The organism is Teichococcus aestuarii (assembly GCF_003116135.1).
GTDB classification, from domain to species: Bacteria; Pseudomonadota; Alphaproteobacteria; order Acetobacterales; family Acetobacteraceae; genus Pseudoroseomonas; species Pseudoroseomonas aestuarii.
Genome location: NZ_PDOA01000003.1, coordinates 1 through 17,012, shown reverse-complemented (window position 1 = coordinate 17,012; position 17,012 = coordinate 1). Strand labels below are relative to the sequence as shown.

Below are 17,012 nucleotides of genomic sequence, written 5' to 3'. Positions count from 1 at the left end.
CCGGCTCAGCCGGGCAGGAGGGGCGTCATCTCCTCCTTCAGCCCTACCCCGGTGAGTTGGCGCGTCAGCGCCTCGCGCGCCAGCCAGGCCAGCTTGTCGGCCGCCACCTCATAGCCCAGCCCGCCCTGGCCATGGATGTTGGAGATGCAGTTGCGCTCCGCATCCGCCCGCCCGGGACGGGGCGCGTAGGTCACGTAGACGCCCAGGCTGTCCGCCACGCTCAGCCCCGGCCGCTCACCGATCAGCATGACGCAAAGCCGCGCCCCCAGCGCCGCGCCGATGGCGTCGCCCAGCGCCACCCGCGCCTGCCGCGCCACCACCAGCGGCGCCACGCGGTAGGGCCGCAGCCGCGCCAGCGCCGCGCGCAGCAGGGCCGGGGCGTGGCGCTGCACGGCGGTGGCGGAAAGCCCGTCGGCCAGGATGAAGGCGATGTCGTGCTCCCCCGCCGGCAGCTTTGCCGCCTCCTCCGGCGGCAGGCGGCGGCCCAGATCCGGGCGGCGCAGGTAGGTGGCGCGGTCCGGTGCCGCGCTGTGCACCGCCACGAAGGCGAGGGGCGCGAGGTCCGCCGCCAGCGCCTCCAGCTCCAGCGCCGCGTGCACCGCGTCGCGCGCCGCGGCATGGGCCATCTGGAAGGCCAGCACGTCGCGCAGCGCCAGGGCGTCGCCGGCGCGGCCCAGGCCGATGCGCGCCCGGGTGGCCATCCGCAGCCGGTCCCAGCCCGCCATCAGCCGGCCTCGACCAGCCGGGCGAGGCGGGCCGTGCCGGGGTCGAGGGCACGCATCCGCCCCTGCGGGTCCAGCATCTCCATCCGCTCCAGCCAGGCCTCGAACTCGGGCGCCGGGCGCAGGCCGAGCAGGCCGCGCAGCGCCAGGATGTCGTGGAAGGACAGGCTCTGGTAGTTGAGCATGATGTCGTCCGCCCCCGGCACGGCGATCAGGAAGTTGACGCCGGCGACGCCCAGCAGCGTCATCAGCGTGTCCATGTCGTCCTGGTCGGCCTCGGCGTGGTTGGTGTGGCAGACATCCACCCCCATCGGCAGGCCGAGCAGCTTGCCGCAGAAATGGTCCTCCAGCCCGGCGCGGATGATCTGCTTGCCGTCATAGAGGTATTCGGGGCCGATGAAGCCCACCACCGTATTGACCAGCAGCGGGCGGAATTCCCGCGCCACGGCATAGGCGCGCGCCTCCACCGTCTGCTGGTCCACGCCGTGATGCGCCTCGGCCGAGAGGGCGGCGCCCTGGCCGGTCTCGAAATACATCACGTTGTCGCCCACCGTGCCGCGCTTCAGCGAGAGCGCCGCCTCATGCGCCTCGCGCAGCAAGGCGAGGTTGACGCCGAATCCCGCATTGGCGCCCTCCGTGCCGGCGACGGACTGGAACACCAGGTCCACCGGCGCGCCGCGCTCGATCATGGCGATGGCGTTGGTCACATGCGTCAGCACGCAGCCCTGCACCGGCATGTCGTGGCGCAGCCGCAGCCGCTCCAGCATCTCGGTCAGGGCGATGCCGTTGGCGATGTTGTCGGTGGCGGGGTTGATGCCGATCACCGCGTCGCCGCTGCCGAGCAGCAGCCCGTCCAGCATGGCGGCGGCGATGCCCTGCGGGTCGTCCGTCGGGTGGTTGGGCTGCAGCCGGCTGGCCAGCCGTCCCTCCAGCCCGATCGTGTTGCGGAAGGCGGTGACGACGCGGCACTTCCGGGCCACCGCGATCAGGTCCTGGTTGCGCATCAGCTTGGAGACGGCGGCCACCATCTCCGGCGTCAGCCCCGGCGCCAGGGCGGCGAGGAAGGCGGCATCCGTCTCATGCGCCAGCAGCCGGTCGCGCAGGCCGCCCACCGTCAGGTGGCGGATGGGCGCGAAGGCGGTGGCGTCATGCCGGTCGATGATCAGCCGCGTCACCTCGTCCTGCTCGTAGGGGATCAGCGCCTCGTTGAGGAAGGCATCCAGCGGCAGCTCGGCCAGCGCCATGCGGGCGGCGACGCGCCGCGCGTCGCTCGCCGCCGCGATGCCCGCCAGCTCATCGCCCGAGCGGCGGGGGGAGGCGGCGGCGAGCAGGGCCTTGAGATCCTCGAAGCGGTGGCGCTCGCCACCGGCCAGGCTGGTGCGCGTCGTCATGCGTGGCCTCCTCCGGCGGCATGCTGCCACGGACCGCGCCCGGGGCGCATCCCCTTGGTGCATCCCCCTGGTGCACCCCTTGGGCGCGCGGGCGCCTCACGCCGGCTCGGTCTCCGGCGGCGTGGCGTCGCCCTCCCCGAGTGCCCGTTGCAGCAGCACGGAATCCAGCCACCGCCCATGCTTGCGGCCGACGCTGCGCAGCGTGCCGACCAGGGTGAAGCCCATCGCCTCATGCAGCCGGATGGAGGCGATGTTGTCGCTGTCCCCCACCACCGCGATCATCTGCCGGGCGCCCCGCGCCGTGCAGGCCTCGAGCAGCGCGCCCAGCAGCAGGCGGCCCAGGCCGCGCCCCGCGGCATCGGCGCGCACATAGATGGAGTTCTCCACCGTGTCCCGGTAGGCGGCGCGGGGGCGATAGGGGCCGGCATAGGCGTAGCCCAGCACCACGCCATCCTGCTCCGCCACCAGATAGGGCATGCCCTGCGCCAGGATGGCGGCGAAGCGGCGGCGCATCTCGGGCAGGTCGGGTGGCGCCGTCTCGAAGGAGGCGCAGCCCTGCCGCACATGGTGGCCATAGATGGCCGTGATGGCGGGCAGGTCGGCCTCGGTGGCGGGGCGCAGCAGGGTGGCGGCAAGGGTGGTGCTCATGGTGCTGTCCGGCGATGCAATCCTCGCGCCAGGGTGCGGCCGGGCCGCGCGGGGGCCAAGAAAATCTTTCTGATACGCCGCATTCGGATCACATTGCCTTATGGCTGCTCCGACCCTGCGCCAGCTCCGCGCCTATCTCGCCATCGTCGAAGCCGGCAGTGTCTCGCTGGCCGCCCGCTCCCTGGGCCTCACCCAGCCGGCGCTGAGCCAGCAATTGCGGGAGCTGGAGCGGCTGCTCGGCCTGCGGCTGCTGGACCGGGCGGGCGGCCGCTCCCTGCCCACCGCGGCCGGGCAGGCGCTGCTCGGCCCCGCCCGGCAGGCGATCGAGGCAGCCGAGGCGGTGTCCGCCGCCGCCGCCCGGCATCGCGGCGGGCTGGCCGGGCGGGTGCGGCTCGGCACCGGCGCCTCGGCCTGCATCCACCTGCTGCCGCCGGTGCTGGCGGCGGTGAAGCGGGCGCATCCCGGGCTGGAGATCGTGGTGGCCACGGGCAACTCGGCCGAGATGGTGCGGCGGGTGGAGGAGGGGGCGCTGGACCTGGCGCTGGTGACGCTGCCCGCCGGCGGCAGCCGCGCCCTGCAGGTGACGCGGCTGCGCGCCGACCCGCAGCTCGCCCTGCTGCCGGAGGCCATGGCGCCGGCCGCCGCCGCGCTGCGCCCGGCGGAACTGGCCCGCCTGCCGCTGATCCTCTATGAATCGGGCGGGACCAGCCGGCGGCTGGTCGATGCCTGGTTCGCCCGTGCCGGCCTGGCGCCGCGCCCGCTGATGGAGCTGGGCAGCGTGGAGGCGATCAAGGGACTTGTGGCGGGCGGGCTGGGGGCTTCGGTGGTGCCCTCCCTCGCGGTGCCGGTGGCGCCGCCGGGCACGGTGCTGCGGCCATTGCGCCCCGCCTTGCCGCGCGAGCTGGGCCTGGTGCTGCGGCGGGAGAAGATCCGCGAGCACGGGCTGCGCGTGCTGCTGGAGGGGCTCCAGGCCCTGCGCGCCACGCCGCCCGTTCTCCAGGGCCAAGGGGAGGCTCAGGGGGAAGCGCCGGGCGCAACCGGCCCGGCGAGCATGGCATTCACACGACGGCCCGGCACCTCCGCGCCGGGGACAGGGGATCTTCCGTGCCTGGATTGCAAAGACTGACCTGCTGGCTGGCGGCGGCGCTGCTCGGCCTGGGCCTGGGGCTGCCCCTGGTGGCCCGCGGCCAGGGCGCGCCCGCCGCGCCGGCCACCACCGCCCCCGCCACCAACACCCCCGCCGCGCCCGACCCGGTGGCCGCTCTTGACGGCATCCTGGCCACGCTGCGCAACGACGCTGAGCGCGCCGCCTTCGTCGGCCAGCTCGAACAGCTGCGCGCCAGCCTCGCCGCGCGTGGCCAGGGCAGCGCCGATGGCACCGCCGCCGACGGCACCACCCCGGCCGGAGCCGCCGCCGCCCCCGCCGAGCCGCCGCCGGAGGCCGGGCTGCTGGGCGCGGTGGCGGCCGGGCTGACCGATGTGGGGCAGTCGGTGCGGGAGCAGGTGGAAGGCGGCGCCCTGGGGCACCGGCTCACCGCCGCCGGCGAGCAGTTGGCCGGCCGGCTGGGCACCGCCTGGCGTGATGGCGACCTGTGGCACTTCGTACTCTGGGCCGGCGCCGGCTGGGGGCTGGCGGCGGCGCTGCTCTACGGGCTTTCGGCCCTGAGCTGGCTGCGGCCGCGCCGCGACGCCGAGCGCTTCCAGCCCGAGAGCCGCGCCGCGCTGTGGCGCACCGCCGGCCTCGAGGCGGCCCGCCGGCTGGCGCCGCTGCTGCCGGCGGCGCTGGTGATCTTCGGCTGGCAGGCCATGGTGCCGGGCGGCTGGCAGGAGGCGCGGCTGTTCCTGGCAGTGGCCACGCCCTTCCTGCTGGGTGCGCTGGTCTGGCGGCTGGGGCATCCGCTGTTCTTCCTGCTGGGCCCGCTGCGCGGCTGGCAGATCGCCCGCTACGCGCGGCGGCGCGTGCTGCCCTGGCTGGTGGCGCTGGCCGCCCTGGCCGCCGCCAGCTCCAACCTGCGCGACGCCGAGCTGCGCTGGATCATCGGGCCGGATGCGGCCCTGCTGGCCGGGCTGGCGCTGGATGCGGCGCTGGTGGTCGTCTCCATCCTGTTCGTGCTGCGCCGCCGCCGCGCCGTGCGCCGCCTGCTGCTGGACAGCCGCGACGAGGCGGCCACCGGCAAGGGCGGCACGCTGCGCGCCGTGGGCCGCACCGTGGCCGACAACTGGCACTTCCTGGCGCTGATCCTGGTGGCGGGGCACATCATCTCCCGCCTGCTGGGGCTGGGGCAGGGCTCCTTCCTCGGCCGCGCGCTGCTCACCATCGGGCTGATCGTGCTGGTCATGGCCGTCACCTTCGCGCTGTCGGGCATGCTGGGGCGCATGGTGTCGGGCATGCAGCAGGGCCGCGGCGGCCTCGTCCGGCAGTTGCAGGGGCGCTATCTCGGCCTGCTGCGCCGTCTGCTGCGCGTGGTGGCGGGCGTGCTGGTGGTGGCGCTCTGCCTGCGGCTGTGGAACTTCGACGTGCTGGCCTGGATCAGCGGCGGCATCGGCTTCGCCATCTTCCGCCCCATCGCCTCCATCGCGGTGGCGGTGCTGGTGGGCTGGGTCATCTGGATCACGCTGGACACGGCTGTGGAGCACGCGCTGCTGCCGAGCGACGCCAGCGGCCGCCCGCGCGACCACAGCACCCGTGCCCGCACCCTGCTGCCGATGCTGCGCAACTTCGCCTTCGTCGTGCTCTGCGTGCTCACCGTCATCGCGGTGATGAGCAATCTCGGCATCAACGTGGCGCCGCTGCTGGCGGGTGCCGGCGTCGTTGGCCTGGCCATCTCCTTCGGCGCGCAGCAGCTGGTGCAGGACGTCATCACCGGCCTGTTCATGCTGATCGAGGACACCATCGCCATCGGCGACACGATCGACACCGGCGACCGCGCGGGGGTGGTGGAGAGCGTCACCATCCGCACCGTGCGCATCCGCGACGGCGAGGGCGCGCTGCACACCATCCCCTTCAGCCAGATCAAGGCGATGAAGAACCGCTCGCGCGGCTTCGGCGTCTACACGGTCAAGGTGGTGGTGGGCTACGACGCCGATCTGGACCGCGTGATGGAGATCATGACCGAGGTGGGCGAGGCGCTGCGGGCCGACCCCGAGTTCGGCCCCAACATGCTGAGCGGCCTGCAGATCTGGGGCGTGGACCAGTTCACGCCGGAGGGCATCACCATCATGGGCGGGCTGCGTACCCGCGCGCAGCAGCAATGGGGGGTGGGCCGCGCCTTCAACCTGCGGCTGAAGCAGCGCTTCGACCGCGAGGGCATTCCGCTGACGCCGCCGCGCCCCTCCCTCCTGCTGCCCTCCCGCGCGGCCTGGCCGGAGCCGGAGACGGGGCCGGAGTCCGGCACCGAGGCCCGGCAGCCGGGCTGAGGCTTCAGCCCTGGCCGGGCGCCCCGGCGGCGGACAGCCAGCGCGCCGCGCCCTGGCCGGCCCGGAGCCCGGTGGCGAAGCAGGCCTGCAGGAGGTAGCCGCCGGTCGGCGCCTCCCAGTCCAGCATCTCGCCGGCGGCGAACAGGCCGGGGCGCTCCCGCAGCATCAGCCACGCGTCCAGCGCCGCCAGGGAGAGGCCGCCGGCCGAGGAGATGGCCCGCTCCAGCCCCTGCGGCGCCACCAGCCGCAGGGGCAGCGCCTTCAGCAAGGCGGGCAGCGCATCGGGCGCGGCGCCGCCATGCAGGGCCTCCTGCACCAGCCCGATCGAGACCGGCGGCAGCGCCAGCGCCTTGCGCAGGAAGGTGGAGAGCGACTGGCCCCGGCGCGGCGCCGACAGCCGGCGCGCCACCTCCTCGGCCGGGAGGTCCGGCCGCAGGTCGAGCCGTGGCACCGCCACGCCATCGGCCGCGATGGCCTCGCGCAGCGGGGCGGAGAGGGCATAGACCGCGCCGCCCTCGATGCCGTCGCGGGTGATCACGGCCTCGCCGCGCACGGTGCGGTCCCGGAAGTGCAGGGCGATGCGCTTCAGCGGCGTGCCGGCATGGCGCGCGGCGAAGACGTCCGACCACGGGACACGGAAGCCCATATTGGCCGGGCGGAGTGGCGCCACCGGCAGGCCGGCCAGCGCCCGAACCCAGCTTCCATCCGCCCCGAGGCGCGGCCAGGAGGCGCCGCCCAGCGCCAGGACCGTGGCGGCGGGGCGCGGCAGCGCAGGGCCGGCGGGCGTGTGGAAGCGCAGCGCGCCATCCGGCGCGAAGCCCTGCCAGTCATGCCGCGTCCGGATCTCCACGCCCTGCGCGGCGAGCCGCGCCAGCCAGGCGCGCAGCAGCGGCGAGGCCTTCATGGCGCGCGGGAACACCCGGCCGGAGCTGCCGGTGAAGACGGGCTGGCCCAGCGCCTCCGCCCAGCGCATCAGCGCCTCGGGCGGGAACGCCTCGATGAGCGGCGCGAGAGGCCGCGCCGCCGCGCCGTAGCGGGCGATGAAGGCGGGCAGCGGTTCGGTGTGGGTGAGGTTCAGCCCGCCGCGCCCCGCCATCAGGAACTTTCGCGCCACGGAGGGCATGCGGTCGAACACCACCACGCGGTGTCCGGCCTGGGCGAGGGTCTCGGCGGCCATCAGCCCGGCCGGCCCGGCCCCGAGCACGGCGGCCCAGGGGGAGGAGATGTCATTCAGCACGCCCGCCTTATAGCGGATCGGGGAGGGTGGGGCAGCGCATGCCTCGCCCGCGCATGGCGCGGCATTCGGGGGCAGCGCGGCCGGCCTTTCTCCTGTATTTTGCCCGGCGGCAGCGCGCCCGCCGGCGCCCGACCCCTGCCGCCCCATCAGAACCGCAGAGTATCTCCCCCGCGATGACGCTTCCCATTCCCGCCGGCCCGAGCCAGGACATCCAGAGCCGGGACACGCAGAGCCTGGCCAGGCTGCGCACCGACCATGTGCTGACGCTGACCTGCGCCAACCGCCCCGGCATCGTCGCCGCGGTGGCGACGGCGCTGTTCGAGGCGGGCGGCAACATCCAGGAGGCGCAGCAATTCGACGATACCGCCACCGGCCGCTTCTTCATGCGGGTGGTGTTCGACGTACCGCCGGAGGCGGAGGCGGCGGCGCTGCGCGCGGCGGTGCAGCCGGTGGGCGAGCGCTTCGGCATGCAGTGGACGCTGCGCGAGCGCGCCGCGAAGCGCCGGGTGATGCTGCTGGTGAGCCGGTTCGACCATTGCCTGGCCGACCTGCTCTACCGCTGGCGCATCGGCGAGCTGCCGATGGAACTGACCGGCATCGTCTCCAACCATCCGCTGGAGACCTATGCGCATCTCGACTTCACCGGCGTGCCCTTCCACCACCTGCCGGTGACGCGCGCCACCAAGATGGAGCAGGAGGCGGAGATCTGGCGCCTGTTCCAGGAGACGCGCTCCGACCTGATGGTGCTGGCGCGCTACATGCAGGTGCTGTCGGACGGGCTTGCGGCGAAGCTGCCGGGGCGCTGCATCAACATCCACCATTCCTTCCTGCCCGGCTTCAAGGGCGCGCGCCCCTACCACCAGGCGCATGCGCGCGGCGTCAAGCTGATCGGCGCCACCGCGCATTTCGTGACGGCCGACCTCGACGAGGGGCCGATCATCGAGCAGGACGTGGAGCGCATCAGCCACCACGACACGGCCGAGGACCTCGTCCGCAAGGGGCGGGACATCGAGCGCCGCGTGCTGGCCCGCGCCATCACCTTCTTCCTGGAGGACCGCGTGATCCTCAACGGCAACAAGACGGTCGTGTTCACCGGCTGAAGCGCGCCCGGTAGGCCGCCGGGCTGCTGCCCAGCGCGGCGCGGAAATGGTGCCGCAGCGCCGCGGCGGTGGCGAAGCCGCTGGCCTCCGCCACCGCCTGCACCGGCAGGCGGCCGGTCTCCAGCAGTTCCCGCGCGCGGGCGAGGCGCTCGGCCAGCAGCCAGGCGCCGGGGCTCTGGCCGGTGGCGGCACGGAAATGCCGGTGCAGGCCGCGCGGGCTCAGCGCCGCGGCGGCGGCGAGCCGGCCGATGTCCCACGGCTCCGCCAGGCTGGCGCGCACCGCGTCCAGCAGCGGGCCGAGGCGGTGGCCGCCGGCGCGCTCCCGTGGCACGGGCCGCTCCACATACTGCGTCTGCCCGCCCTGCCGGTGCGGCGGCACGACCAGGCGCCGCGCCACGCTGTTGGCCACGGCCGCGCCCCAGTCCCGCCGCACCAGGTGCAGGCAGAGATCGAGCCCCGCCGCGCTGCCGGCGGCGGTCAGCACCATGCCCTCGTCCACATAGAGGACATCCGGCACCACGCGCAGGCCGGGGTGGCGGGCCGCCAGCGCCGCGGCATGGTGCCAGTGGGTGGTGGCGCTGCGGCCTTCCAGCAGCCCGGCCGCCGCCAGCACGAAGGCGCCGGAGCAGAGCGAGAGCAGCCGCGCCCCGCGCGCCGCCGCCGCCCGCAGCGCCACGGCCAGCTCCTCGGGCACCGGCGCATCGATGCCGCGCCAGCCGGGGATGACGATGGTGCCGGCCTGCTCCAGCAGCGCCATCCCGCCATCGGCCAGCACCCGCACGCCGCCGGTGGCGCGCAGCGGCCCCGGCTCGATGGCGGCGACGGCGAAGCGGTACCAGTCCGGCTCCAGCTCCGGGCGGGGCAGGCCGAACACCTCCACCGCGCAGCCGAACTCGAAGGTGCAGAGCCCGTCATAGGCCAGCAGCACGACGAGGCGGTTCCGGGGCGGGGCGGGGTTTGGCACGATCTCGACGATAGGTGGCATTCCGGCCACTCACCAGCCCCGGCGCGGCGGGCGCAGCATGGCCGGGCCATGCGATCCAGCAGAGGAGCCGAGGATGCCCAGCCCCGTCGCCGCCATACCCGCCGCCGCGCCCGAGGAGGCGGCCGCGCATTTCGCGCGCCGCCTGGCGCTCGAGACCGACTGCGCCGACGTCCACGCCGCCCTGCGGGCGGGTGCTGCGGATTTCGTGCTGCTCGACGTCCGCGGCCCGGGCGCCTTCGCGCGCAGCCATGTGCCGGGGGCGGTGAACCTGCCGCATGCGCGGATCGACGCGGCGGCGCTGGAAGCCTGGCCGGCGGAGACGCTGTTCGTCGCCTACTGCGCCGGCCCGCACTGCAACGGGGCGGATCGCGCGGCGCTGCGCCTCGCCCGGCTGGGGCGGCGGGTGAAGCTGATGCTGGGCGGCATGACCGGCTGGGCGGATGAGGGCTTCGCCTTCGCCGAAGGCGCGGGCTGAGCCGCGCCGCCCCTCACTCCAGCCGCACGCGCGGGGTGCTGGCGCGGCGCAGCAGGTCGGAGGCCCAGAACAGCAGCGAGCGCCAGAAGCCGTGCAGCGCCAGCTGGTGCTGGCGGTAGAGCGAGGCATAGCTGATCTGGGCGATGCGGCCCTGGATGAAGGTGCCGCCGCCCAGCAGCCCGCGCCGGCCCAGGCTGCCGAAGGCGTTGTAGTGGCCGATGGCCACCAGCGCCCCGCGGTGCTGGTAGTCGAACTCCGGCAGGGGCCTGCCTTCCAGCAGGGCGGGAATGGCGCGCGCCAGATGCTTCGCCTGCTGCTGCGCCACCTGCGCCGTGGCGCCGAGCGGGCGCTCCTGGCCGGGGAGGGTGAGGGCGGCGCAATCGCCCATGGCGAAGATGGCGTCGTCCCGCGTGGTCTGCAGCGTCGGGCGCACCACGAGCTGGGCGTTGCGCTGGCTTTCCAGCCCGTCCAGCTCGTGCAGGAAGGCAGGCGCGGCCACGCCGGCCGCCCAGACCTTCAGCCTGGCGGGCACGCGCCGGCCATCCTTCAGGTTCAGCCCCTCGGCATCCACCGAGACCACCTGCGCGCCGGTCAGCACCGTGGCCTTCTGCCGCTCCAGCTCCTGGCGCGAGGCCTCGGCCACGCGCTCGGGCAGGGCGCCCAGGATACGCGGCGCGGTCTCCACCAGGGTCAGCCGCAGCCGCTCGCGCAAGCCGGGGAAGCCATAGGCGGCGGCGAGGTCGAGTGCGGTGTTGATCTCGGCCGTCAGCTCCACCCCCGTGGCGCCCGCGCCGACGATGGCGATGTCGAGCGTGGCGCCGTCCGCCGCCGCCAGGCAGCGGATCACCTCGGTGCGGAGCGCGGTGTTGAAGTCCTCCGCTTGGTTGCGGCTGTCGATGAAGTGGCAGTGCTCGCGCACGCCGGGGATGCCGAAATCATTGGCGCGGCTGCCCACGGCCAGCACCAGCAGGTCGTACTCCACGGTGCGGGGGGGCAGCACCTCGGTGCCGGCGCGGTCGCGCAGGGGGCCGAGCTGCACCTGCCGCGCGGCGCGGTCCAGCCCCACCATCTCGCCCGGCAGGTAGCGGAAGCCGTGCCGGCTGGCATGGGCGATGAAGCCGAGCTGCTCCTGCCCGGTGTCCAGCGTGCCGGCCGCCACCTCGTGCAGCAGGGGCTTCCAGATATGGCTGGAATCGCGGTCCAGCAGCAGGATCTCCGCGCGGCCGCGGCGCCCGAGGAGGTGCCCCAGCCGTGTGGCCAGATGCACCCCGCCCGCGCCGCCGCCCACGATCACGATGCGCTTCGGCACCGCCCGGGCCGGGGCGGGCGTGACCGCGAGGGGGCGTGGCGAGGGCTCGGAGGAAGGGCCGGGCATGCGCGTATCTCCACATGGAGAAGGGGCGCCATGCAGGATGGCGCCCCTTCGTTTTCGTCCTGCTGTCGGGAGGTGAACCGGCGGGGGGCGAATGGGTTGCCCCCCGCCGGCCGGGCCAGTGCGCCGGGCCTCAGTGGGCCGCCGGGCCGTGCCCGCCGGCGCCGGCATGGCCCGTGCCGGCATGCTGGCCCCGGCCGAGACGGCGGTGCGTCGCCTCGCGCATCCGCTGGAACACCACGTAGAGCATCGGGATCAGGAAGATGCCGATGGTGGAGGCGGCGATCATGCCGGCGAAGACGGGGGTGGAGACCGCCCGCCGCGCCAGCATCGAGGCGCCGCTCGCCCAGACCAGCGGCACCAGGCCGAGGATGAAGGCGATCGAGGTCATCATCACGGCGCGGAAGCGCAGGCGGGCGCCCATCTCGGCGGCCTCCAGGATGGAGCGCCCGGCCTCCCGCTGCTCCTTGGCGAACTCGATGATCAGGATGCCGTTCTTGGCCGCCAGCGCGATCAGCACGACGAGGCCGATCTGCGCGTAGAGGTCCATCGACAGCCCGGCGAAGGAGATCGCCCCCACCGCCGCCATCACGCCCACCACCACGGAGAGCAGCACGGGGATGGGGATGACCCAGCTCTCGTACAGCGCCACCAGGAAGAGGAAGGCGAAGAGGACCGCCAGCGCCAGGATGTAGACCGTCTGGCCCTGGGCCTGGCGCTCCTGGAAGGCGGTGCCGGTCCACTCGAAGGCGTAGCCGGCGGGCAGGGTGTTGCGGGAGATCTCCTCCATCGCCTGCAGCGCGGCGCCCGAGGAGACGCCCGGGGCCGGGCTGCCCTGGATGGTGATGGAGCGGTAGTTGTTGTAGCGCGTGATGGTCTGCGGCCCGACCACCGTGCGCACGGTGGCGATGGCGCGCAGCGGCACCATGACGCCGCGCGCGTTGCGGATCTGGATCTTCCAGAGATCCTCCTCGCTGCGCCGGTCCTGCGCCTCGCCCTGCACCAGCACCTGCCAGGTGCGGCCGTAGAGGTTGAAGTTGTTCACGAAGCTGCTGCCCAGCGTGGATTGCAGCGCCGCGAACACGTCGGTCATGGTCAGGCCCAGCGCCTGCGCCTTCTCGCGGTCGATGTCGAGGTAGAGCGAGGGCGCGCGGGCGGAGAAGGTGGAGAACACCTGGGTCAGCCGCGGGTCCTGGTTGGCGGCGGCGAGCAGCCCGCCCATCACCTGGCCGATCTGCGCCGGGTCCGCGCCTTCCAGGCTCTCCAGCTGGTACTCGAAGCCGCCGCCGGTGGACAGGCCGATGATCGGCGGCAGGTTGATCGGGATGATCTGCGCGCCGCGGATCTGCTGGCTCTCCATGAAGATCCGGCCGATCAGCGCCTGCACGTTGTCGCCCGGGCCGGTGCGCTCGCTGAACTCCTTGAGCTGCACGAACATGGTGGCGGCGGAGGAGGAGTTGCTGCTGTCGAGCAGCGACAGGCCGACGATGGCGATGGCGTCGCGCACCTGCGGCAGCTCCTTCAGCCGGCGCTCCATGTCGGCCACCACCGCGCTGGTGCGCGGCTGCGCGGCGCCGTCGGGCAGCTGGAAGGCGATGATGAAGGCGCCCTGGTCCTCGGAGGGGAGGAAGCCCTGCGGCACCTTGCTGGCGAGGGTGAAGGCGCCGAAGCCGAAGGCGCCGACCAGCACGATGCTGACGATGGCCAGCCGCAGCAGCCGCCGCACCAGCCCGGCATAGCCGTCGCGCACATTGTCGATGCGCCGGCTGATCCAGCCCATGATGCCGCGCCGCTCGCCGCCATGGCGCATCAGGATGGCGCAGAGGGCGGGCGAGAGGGTCAGCGCGTTGATCGCCGAGATCACCATGGCGACCGAGATGGTCACCGCGAACTGCCGGAACAGCACGCCGGAGAGGCCGGGGATGAAGCCGATCGGCACGAAGACCGAGAGCAGCACCAGGGTGATGGCGATGATCGGCGCGGTGATCTGCGCCATCGCCTTCTTGGTGGCCTCGGCCGGGGAGAGCTCCGGCTCCTCCTCCATCACCCGCTCGACGTTCTCGACCACCACGATGGCGTCGTCGACGACGATGCCGATGGCCAGGACCATGGCCAGCAGCGAGACGGTGTTGGCCGAGTAGCCCATCACCAGCAGCACCGCGAAGGTGGTGATCAGGCTGACCGGCACCGCGATGATGGGGATGATGGTGGCGCGCAGGCTGCCGAGGAACAGGAACACCACCACGCCCACCAGCACGAAGGCCTCCACCAGGGTCTTGATGACCTCGTGGATGGTGTCGGAGACGAAGATGGTGGTGTCGAACACCGGGCGGACGGTCATGCCTTCGGGCATGCGGGCGCGCACGCGCTCCAGCGTCGCGCCCACCGCCGCGGCGGCGTTCACCGCGTTGGCGCCGGGGGCGAGGTAGATGCCGATGCCGACGCCGTCCTGGCCGTTCAGCCGGGTGCTGACGTCCTGGTTCTGCGGCCCCATCTCGACCCGCGCCACGTCCCGCACCCGCAGCAGCGAGCCGTCCGGGTTGGCGCGGATGACGATGTCGCCGAACTGCTCGGGCGTGGACAGGCGGCCCTGGGTGCGGACGTTCATCTGCACCGCCTGGTCCCTCGGCACCGGCTGCGCGCCGATGCGGCCGGCGGGCGCCTGCACGTTCTGGGTGCGGATGACGTTGATGATGTCGGACGGCGAGAGGTTCAGGCTGACCAGCCGCTGCGTGTCGAACCAGATGCGCATGGCGTAGTTCTGACGCGAGAACAGCGTGGCGGAGCCCACGCCCTGGGTGCGCGAGATCTCGTCCAGCAGGTTCAGCGTGGCATAGTTGGTCAGGAAGAGCGGGTCGTACTCCCCCGCCTCGTTCGCGTAGAGGAACAGCACCTGCAGGATGGAGGAGGACTGCTTGCGGACCTGGATGCCCTGCTGCTGCACCTCCGTCGGCATCAGCGACAGCGCGGCCTGCACGCGGTTGTTGACGTTGACGGTGTTGATGTCGGCGTTGCTGCCCAGCCGGAAGCTGACGTTCAGCGTGTAGCTGCCGTCGCTGCCGCTGGTGGAGCGCATGTAGATCGAGTTCTCGACGCCGACGACCTGCGCCTCCAGCGGCTGGCCGACGGCCTGCTCCACCACCTCGGCCGAGGCGCCGGGATAGGTGGCGCTGACCTGCACCTGCGGCGGCACGATGTCGGGGAACTGCGAGACAGGGATGCGCGTGAGCGACAGCGCGCCCGCGATCGTCATCACGATGGCGATGACGATGGCGAGGCGCGGGCGCTCGACGAAGATTGCGGAGAACACGCGCTCAGCCTCCCTGGCGTGGCGCCGCGGCGCCGCCTGGCTGCCGCGGCTGGCCTTGACCCTGGCCTTGGCCCTGGCCTTGGCCCTGGCCCGCCGGCTGGACCGGCGCCGGGTTCACCTCGGTGTTCGGCCGCACGCGCTGCAGGCCCTCCACCACCACCTGCTCGCCCTCCTTCAGGCCCTCGGTGACGACGGCGAGGCTCGGCGTGGATTGCGAGCCGAGCCGGACGGCACGCCGCTCGGCCTTGTTGCCCTGGCCGATGACGTAGACGAAGTCACCCCGCTGGTCGGTGCTCACGGCGGCGCGCGGCACGGTCAGCAGCTGCACCGGCTCCACCGCCTCCAGCACCACGCTGACGAACTGGTTGGCGGTCAGCTCGCGCCCGCCGCCCGGCGAGCCGGCCAGCGGCGGGTTGGGCATGCGGCCGCGCATGGCGAGGCTGTCGGTGTCCTGGCCGACGCTGACATCGACGAAGTCCAGCTTGCCGGTCTGGCCGTACATGCGGCCATCCTGCAGGCGCAGCTTCACCGACACGGCGTCCAGGCCGCCGCGGCTTGCATAGCGGTCGCGCAGCTGCAGGACGGTGCGCATCGGCACGCTGAAGGAGACATACATCGGGTCCTGGCTGACGATCACCGCCAGCGGGCCGGAGGAGGGCGTCACCACGTTGCCCGGCGTCACCACCGCGCGGCCGATGCGGCCGGAGATGGGGGCGCGGATCTCGGTGTAGTCGAGGTTGATCTGCGCCTGGCGCTCCTGCGCCTGGGCGGAGAGCAGCTGCGCCTGGGCGCCGCGCTGCGCCGCCAGGGCGGTGTCGACGGTGGAGCGCTGGCCGGCCACGGTGTTCAGCAGGGCCTGGGCGCGGTTCAGCGTCACATTGGCGTTCTGCAGCTGGGCCTCGGCCTCGGCCACGCCGGCGCGGGCGATCTGCAGCTGCGCCTCGAACGGCCCGCGCTCGAGGCGGAACAGCAGGTCGCCCTGCTTCACCTCGGCGCCCTCGTTGAACTCGCGCTTCTCCAGGAAGGCGGTGACGCGCGCCATCAGTTCCACCCGGTCGGTGGCCTCGACGCGGCCGATGAACTCGTTGGTCTCGGTGATGGCCCGCTGGGCCACCGGCGCCACGCCGACAGCGGGTGGGGGGCCGCCGGGCATCTGGGCCAGAGCCGGACCGGCCAACAGAAACAGGCCGAGGGCGGCTATCCCGCGACGGTGCAGGAGCTGCATGGATCCTCCAGGGAAACGGTCCGCGGCGTCGCCGGCGGCTTGTAAAGATACCTTCAAGTATGTATATAAAGAAGGGTAACGCAGCTGCAAGGTTGGAAATGGCGCGACGCACAAAACAGGAAGCCGATGAGACGCGCGAGGCCCTCCTCGACGCGGCCGAGCAGGTCTTCCTGGAGCGTGGCGTCGCCCGTGCCTCCCTCGATGAGGTGGCCCGTGTCGCGGGCTGCACCAGGGGGGCGGTGCATTGGCATTTCCGTGACAAGCTGGGCCTTTTCCTGGCGCTGGACGAGCGCCTTGTCCTGTTGCAGGACGAGATGAAGCAGCGCCTATGCTCCGAGGAGGATGGCTCCCTCCCGACCATGGCGCGCGCCATCACCACCGCTATCAAGGATTTCGAGGAGAATCCACGCCGGCGGCGGCTGCTGACGATCATGTTGCATCGTTGTGAATATGTGGCCGAGATGGCGCCGGCCCTGTTGCGCCGCCGCCAGGCCGATGCCGAAGTGCGCGAGACGCTGCGCCAGCGCTTCCAGGAGGTGGCGGAGCGCGGCGGCCTCTCGCCCGCCTGGCCGCCCGAGCGTGCGGCGCTGTTCCTGTATGCCCTGGTCAGCGGCTTCCTGCACGAATGGCTGCGCGGGGAGGCGGATTTCACCCTTTCGGGGGAGGTGAGTGACGCCATACGGTCCTTCCTGGACTGCGTCGCCGCCCGCCCCGGTTCCGGAGGAGAGAAATGATGCAGCGCATTCTGCGCATCGGTCTTTTGGCGGGACTGCCGCTGCTTGCCGTGGCCTGCTCCGGCTCCGGCGCCGGCCCGGAGATGGCGGGGGGCAGCACGCTGAGCGCCGTGCGGGGCGACGCGGGCGGCTCGGCGCCGCTGCGGCCTGAGCCGGGCAATATCTGGGCCGAGGGGCTGCAGGCCGAAGCGCCGGCGCGCATGCCATGATCCTCGCGCCTTGCCGATTCTCGTTGAAGGTTTCTTGCCCATGAATCCGTTTCGCCCAGGTCCGTTTCGCCCAGGGGTGATGCCGTTTGCGGTGGTGATGGCGGCTGTGGTGGCCTCTCCGCTGCTGGGGGTGGGTGTTGCGCGCGCGCAGACGCTGCAGGAGGCGCTGAGCCAGGCCTACGCCAAC

14 protein-coding genes are annotated in these 17,012 nt (G+C 73.1%); 6 read left to right on the top strand and 8 right to left on the bottom strand.

What is annotated here, in order from left to right:
* Window positions 1–5: 5 nt before the first annotated feature.
* The 3 genes from eutC to CR165_RS05530 all read right to left on the bottom strand — a co-directional run bounded on the left by eutC (window position 6) and on the right by CR165_RS05530 (window position 2,761).
* Window positions 6–725 (bottom strand): ethanolamine ammonia-lyase subunit EutC, encoded by a 720-nt coding sequence (gene eutC / locus CR165_RS05540; RefSeq protein WP_109515989.1) that lies wholly within the window; start codon window positions 723–725, stop codon window positions 6–8.
* Window positions 725–2,113, bottom strand: a complete 1,389-nt coding sequence (locus CR165_RS05535) for an ethanolamine ammonia-lyase subunit EutB (protein ID WP_109515988.1) — start codon at window positions 2,111–2,113, stop codon at window positions 725–727. The genes eutC and CR165_RS05535 overlap by 1 nt, the downstream gene beginning before the upstream one ends.
* Window positions 2,114–2,209: 96 nt before the next feature.
* Window positions 2,210–2,761 carry a GNAT family N-acetyltransferase gene (locus tag CR165_RS05530; RefSeq protein WP_109515987.1) on the bottom strand — a complete coding sequence of 184 codons (552 nt, stop codon included), beginning with the start codon at window positions 2,759–2,761 and terminating at the stop codon, window positions 2,210–2,212.
* A 100-nt stretch (window positions 2,762–2,861) separates the two neighbouring features.
* On the opposite strand from CR165_RS05530, the gene CR165_RS05525 reads away from it, so the two are divergent.
* Complete coding sequence (locus tag CR165_RS05525; protein WP_109515986.1) at window positions 2,862–3,887, top strand: LysR family transcriptional regulator; 1,026 nt, start codon at window positions 2,862–2,864, stop codon at window positions 3,885–3,887.
* The gene (locus tag CR165_RS05520) at window positions 3,875–6,178 is read left to right on the top strand and encodes a mechanosensitive ion channel family protein (RefSeq protein WP_109515985.1); all 2,304 of its coding nucleotides are present in this window, start codon (window positions 3,875–3,877) and stop codon (window positions 6,176–6,178) included. Before CR165_RS05525 ends, CR165_RS05520 begins: the two co-directional genes overlap by 13 nt.
* Window positions 6,179–6,182: 4 nt before the next feature.
* Here CR165_RS05520 and CR165_RS05515 read toward each other — a convergent pair whose 3' ends face one another.
* Window positions 6,183–7,415 carry a BaiN/RdsA family NAD(P)/FAD-dependent oxidoreductase gene (locus CR165_RS05515; protein WP_408887529.1) on the bottom strand — a complete coding sequence of 411 codons (1,233 nt, stop codon included), beginning with the start codon at window positions 7,413–7,415 and terminating at the stop codon, window positions 6,183–6,185.
* Between the two features lie 173 nt (window positions 7,416–7,588).
* On the opposite strand from CR165_RS05515, the gene purU reads away from it, so the two are divergent.
* Window positions 7,589–8,515 carry a formyltetrahydrofolate deformylase gene (gene purU / locus CR165_RS05510; protein WP_245906163.1) on the top strand — a complete coding sequence of 309 codons (927 nt, stop codon included), beginning with the start codon at window positions 7,589–7,591 and terminating at the stop codon, window positions 8,513–8,515.
* Here purU and ftrA read toward each other — a convergent pair.
* Window positions 8,505–9,500 (bottom strand): transcriptional regulator FtrA, encoded by a 996-nt coding sequence (gene ftrA / locus CR165_RS05505; protein ID WP_109515983.1) that lies wholly within the window; start codon window positions 9,498–9,500, stop codon window positions 8,505–8,507. The genes purU and ftrA overlap by 11 nt on opposite strands.
* Window positions 9,501–9,573: 73 nt before the next feature.
* On the opposite strand from ftrA, the gene CR165_RS05500 reads away from it, so the two are divergent.
* Window positions 9,574–9,975, top strand: coding sequence for a rhodanese-like domain-containing protein (locus CR165_RS05500; RefSeq protein WP_109515982.1), 402 nt, complete (start codon window positions 9,574–9,576; stop codon window positions 9,973–9,975).
* A gap of 13 nt (window positions 9,976–9,988) precedes the next feature.
* Here CR165_RS05500 and CR165_RS05495 read toward each other — a convergent pair whose 3' ends face one another.
* The 3 genes from CR165_RS05495 to CR165_RS05485 all read right to left on the bottom strand — a co-directional run bounded on the left by CR165_RS05495 (window position 9,989) and on the right by CR165_RS05485 (window position 15,810).
* Window positions 9,989–11,350, bottom strand: a complete 1,362-nt coding sequence (locus CR165_RS05495; protein WP_109515981.1) for an NAD(P)/FAD-dependent oxidoreductase — start codon at window positions 11,348–11,350, stop codon at window positions 9,989–9,991.
* A gap of 130 nt (window positions 11,351–11,480) precedes the next feature.
* Complete coding sequence (locus tag CR165_RS05490; RefSeq protein WP_109515980.1) at window positions 11,481–14,657, bottom strand: efflux RND transporter permease subunit; 3,177 nt, start codon at window positions 14,655–14,657, stop codon at window positions 11,481–11,483.
* A 4-nt stretch (window positions 14,658–14,661) separates the two neighbouring features.
* Window positions 14,662–15,810 (bottom strand): efflux RND transporter periplasmic adaptor subunit, encoded by a 1,149-nt coding sequence (locus tag CR165_RS05485; RefSeq protein WP_245906161.1) that lies wholly within the window; start codon window positions 15,808–15,810, stop codon window positions 14,662–14,664.
* 170 nt (window positions 15,811–15,980) lie between these two features.
* On the opposite strand from CR165_RS05485, the gene CR165_RS05480 reads away from it, so the two are divergent.
* Both CR165_RS05480 and CR165_RS05475 read left to right on the top strand, forming a co-directional pair.
* Window positions 15,981–16,616, top strand: a complete 636-nt coding sequence (locus tag CR165_RS05480) for a TetR family transcriptional regulator (RefSeq protein WP_109515978.1) — start codon at window positions 15,981–15,983, stop codon at window positions 16,614–16,616.
* Entirely contained in the window at window positions 16,613–16,825 is a 213-nt protein-coding gene (locus tag CR165_RS05475) for a hypothetical protein (RefSeq protein ID WP_146201828.1), read from the top strand. Before CR165_RS05480 ends, CR165_RS05475 begins: the two co-directional genes overlap by 4 nt.
* Window positions 16,826–17,012: the final 187 nt, after the last annotated feature.

What these genes read in the sequence shown, in the direction of transcription:
- CR165_RS05495 (WP_109515981.1), bottom strand. Translation starts at nt 11,350, where the DNA reads ATGCCCGGCCCTTCCTCCGAGCCCTCGCCACGCCCCCTCGCGGTCACG.
- CR165_RS05525 (WP_109515986.1), top strand. Translation starts at nt 2,862, where the DNA reads ATGGCTGCTCCGACCCTGCGCCAGCTCCGCGCCTATCTCGCCATCGTC.
- CR165_RS05535 (WP_109515988.1), bottom strand. Translation starts at nt 2,113, where the DNA reads ATGACGACGCGCACCAGCCTGGCCGGTGGCGAGCGCCACCGCTTCGAG.
- purU (WP_245906163.1), top strand. Translation starts at nt 7,589, where the DNA reads ATGACGCTTCCCATTCCCGCCGGCCCGAGCCAGGACATCCAGAGCCGG.
- eutC (WP_109515989.1), bottom strand. Translation starts at nt 725, where the DNA reads ATGGCGGGCTGGGACCGGCTGCGGATGGCCACCCGGGCGCGCATCGGC.
- CR165_RS05530 (WP_109515987.1), bottom strand. Translation starts at nt 2,761, where the DNA reads ATGAGCACCACCCTTGCCGCCACCCTGCTGCGCCCCGCCACCGAGGCC.
- CR165_RS05500 (WP_109515982.1), top strand. Translation starts at nt 9,574, where the DNA reads ATGCCCAGCCCCGTCGCCGCCATACCCGCCGCCGCGCCCGAGGAGGCG.
- ftrA (WP_109515983.1), bottom strand. Translation starts at nt 9,500, where the DNA reads ATGCCACCTATCGTCGAGATCGTGCCAAACCCCGCCCCGCCCCGGAAC.
- CR165_RS05485 (WP_245906161.1), bottom strand. Translation starts at nt 15,810, where the DNA reads ATGCCCGGCGGCCCCCCACCCGCTGTCGGCGTGGCGCCGGTGGCCCAG.
- CR165_RS05480 (WP_109515978.1), top strand. Translation starts at nt 15,981, where the DNA reads ATGGCGCGACGCACAAAACAGGAAGCCGATGAGACGCGCGAGGCCCTC.
- CR165_RS05475 (WP_146201828.1), top strand. Translation starts at nt 16,613, where the DNA reads ATGATGCAGCGCATTCTGCGCATCGGTCTTTTGGCGGGACTGCCGCTG.